The 3,043-nt window shown below is 60.7% G+C and carries 2 protein-coding genes; both read left to right on the forward strand.

Annotated features, from left to right (window positions below):
• The coding region (locus DK510_RS19335; protein ID WP_234999162.1) for a Re/Si-specific NAD(P)(+) transhydrogenase subunit alpha at positions 1-1,571 on the forward strand (1,571 nt) is incomplete at its 5' end.
• A gap of 13 nt (positions 1,572-1,584) precedes the next feature.
• On the forward strand, positions 1,585-3,039 hold the full coding sequence (locus DK510_RS19340; protein WP_109313492.1) for an NAD(P)(+) transhydrogenase (Re/Si-specific) subunit beta: 1,455 nt from the start codon (positions 1,585-1,587) through the stop codon (positions 3,037-3,039).
• Positions 3,040-3,043: the final 4 nt, after the last annotated feature.

The raw sequence follows: 3,043 nt of genomic DNA on the forward strand, positions 1-3,043 counted from the left end.
TGAAGATAGGCACACCGAGAGAGACTTATGACGGTGAGAACCGTGTTGGGATGACGCCGGAGTCGGCGTTGCAGCTTCAGAAGTTGGGCTATGAATGTCTGATTGAGAAGGGTGCGGGCGCTGCGGCCGGGTTTTCTGATGCGTCGTATGAGGCAGCAGGGGTTGAGGTCGTCAAGACGGCTGCGTCGCTGTGGAAGCAGGCCGACATTGTTGCCAAGGTGCGTCAACCGAACGAGGCTGAGCTGAAGCGTCTGGCCAAGGGTAAGACGTTGATTTCCTTCTTCAACCCTGCGGGGAACGAAGAAGGGATGGAAGCGGCCAAGGCCAAGGGTGCCAATGTCATCGCCATGGAAATGGTGCCGCGGATCAGCCGCGCGCAGAAGATGGACGCGCTGTCGTCGATGGCCAATATCGCCGGTTACCGCGCGGTGATCGAGGCGGGCAACAACTTTGGCCGTTTTTTCACCGGTCAGGTGACGGCTGCCGGTAAGGTTCCGCCTGCGAAGGTGCTGATCGTTGGGGCCGGCGTGGCTGGCCTGGCGGCCATCGGCACCTCGACCTCGCTGGGCGCGATTACTTACGCGTTCGACGTGCGCCCCGAAGTGGCCGAACAGGTCGAATCGATGGGGGCCGAGTTCGTCTATCTGGATTTCAGCGAGGATCAGCAAGACGGTGCCGCCACCGGCGGTTATGCCAGCGTTCAATCCGAGGAATTCCGCGAGGCGCAGCTGGCCAAGTTCCGCGAGCTGGCACCCGAGATAGACATCGTGATCACCACCGCGCTGATCCCGAACCGCGAAGCGCCCGAGCTTTGGACCAAGGATATGGTCGAGGCGATGAAGCCGGGCTCGGTCATTGTTGACCTTGCGGCGGAAAAGGGCGGCAACTGCAAGCTGACCGTGGCGGATGAGAAGATCGTGACCGACAATGGCGTGACCATCATCGGCTATACCGACTTCCCCAGCCGGATGGCGGCGCAGTCCTCGTCTTTGTACGCGACCAATATCCGTCACATGATGACCGACCTGACGCCTGAAAAGGACGGTCAGATCAATCACGACATGGAAGATGACGTGATCCGCGGTGCGACTGTGACATTTGAAGGCGACATCACCTTCCCGCCGCCGCCACCCAAGGTGCAGGCGATCGCGGCGCAGAAGAAACCGGAAGTCAAGGAACTGACCCCGGAAGAGAAAAAGGCACAGGAGGTTGCGGCCTTCAAGGCGCAGACCAAACAGCAGTTCACCCTGCTGGGGGTTGGTGGCGCGCTGATGCTGTTGGTGGGGCTGATCGCTCCGGCCAGCTTCATGCAGCACTTCATCGTCTTTGTGCTGGCCATTTTTGTGGGCTTCCAGGTGATCTGGGGCGTCGCACACAGCCTGCACACACCGCTGATGGCGATCACCAACGCGATCTCGTCGATCATCATCGTCGGGGCTGTGATGCAGATCGGATCGGGGTCGATCCTGGTCATTCTGCTGGCGGCGCTGTCCATCTTCATGGCCGGGATCAACATCTTCGGCGGCTTCCTCGTAACCCGGCGCATGCTCGCCATGTTCCAGAAATCTTAAGGAGGCCGGGCACATGGAATTTGGCTTCACTACTGCCGCCTACGTTGTTGCGGCTGTTCTGTTCATCCTTTCGCTCGGCGGCCTGTCGAACCAGGAAAGCGCTAAGCGCGCGGTCTGGTATGGCATCGTCGGTATGGCGCTGGCGGTCTTCGCCACGCTGGTCGGTCCCGGTTCGGGTCTGTGGCTGCTGTCGCTGCTGCTGATCGCGGGCGGTGGTCTGATCGGTCAGTACGTCGCACAGCGCGTGCAGATGACCGAGATGCCGCAGCTGGTGGCCGCGATGCACTCGCTGGTCGGTCTGGCAGCTGTGTTTGTCGGATACAACGCGCATTTTGAAGTTCTGAACGTCGCCGAGGTGATGGCGGTCTCGGATGCATCGAAAGAAGTTCTGTACACGGGCCTCGGAGGGTTTGCCAAACTGATCGCCAAGAAAACCCCGGCGGAATTGTCGATCCTGCATGTCGAACTGTTCCTGGGCGTCTTCATCGGTGCGATCACCTTTACCGGCTCGGTCGTGGCTTATGGCAAGCTGGCGGGCAAGGTGACGTCTACGGCAACCAAGCTGCCGGGCGGTCATGCGCTGAACGCGGCTGCGGCAGGTCTCTCGCTGATCTGTCTGATCTGGTACACCGCATCGGGCGGCTTCTTCCCGCTGTTCCTGATGACGCTGGCGGCGCTGTTCATCGGCTATCACCTGATCATGGGTATCGGCGGTGCCGACATGCCGGTGGTTGTGTCGATGCTGAACAGCTACTCGGGCTGGGCGGCTGCGGCGATTGGCTTCAGTCTCGGTAACGACCTGCTGATCGTGGTTGGTGCGCTGGTGGGCTCGTCGGGTGCGATCCTGTCCTACATCATGTGTAAGGCGATGAACCGTCATTTTGTCAGCGTTATCCTGGGCGGCTTTGGTGGCCCACAGGGTGAACAGATGGCGGTTGAGGGCGAGCAGATCGCCATCGAAGCCGACGGTGTGGCCGCAGCGCTGAACGATGCTGACAGCGTGGTGATCATCCCCGGCTACGGCATGGCGGTGGCGCAGGCACAGCAATCGGTCAGCGAACTGGTCCGCAAGCTGCGGGCGCAGGGCAAGAATGTGCGCTTTGCGATCCACCCGGTCGCGGGCCGTCTGCCTGGCCACATGAACGTGCTGCTGGCCGAGGCGAAGGTGCCATACGACATCGTGCTGGAAATGGACGAGATCAACGACGACTTCCCCGAAACGGATGTGGCCATCGTCATCGGCTCGAACGACATCGTGAACCCTGCGGCGCAGGAAGACCCCAACAGCCCCATCGCCGGCATGCCGGTTCTGGAATGCTGGAAGGCCAAGCAGGTCTTCGTGTCCAAACGCGGTCAGGGCACCGGATACTCGGGCATCGAAAACCCGCTGTTCTTCAAAGAAAACACCCGCATGTTCTACGGCGACGCAAAGGCAAGCCTCGACAAACTACTGCCGATGATCGACTGAACGG

Origin of the sequence: Ruegeria sp. AU67, assembly GCF_900312795.1 — a bacterium.
Lineage (GTDB): Bacteria > Pseudomonadota > Alphaproteobacteria > Rhodobacterales > Rhodobacteraceae > Ruegeria > Ruegeria atlantica.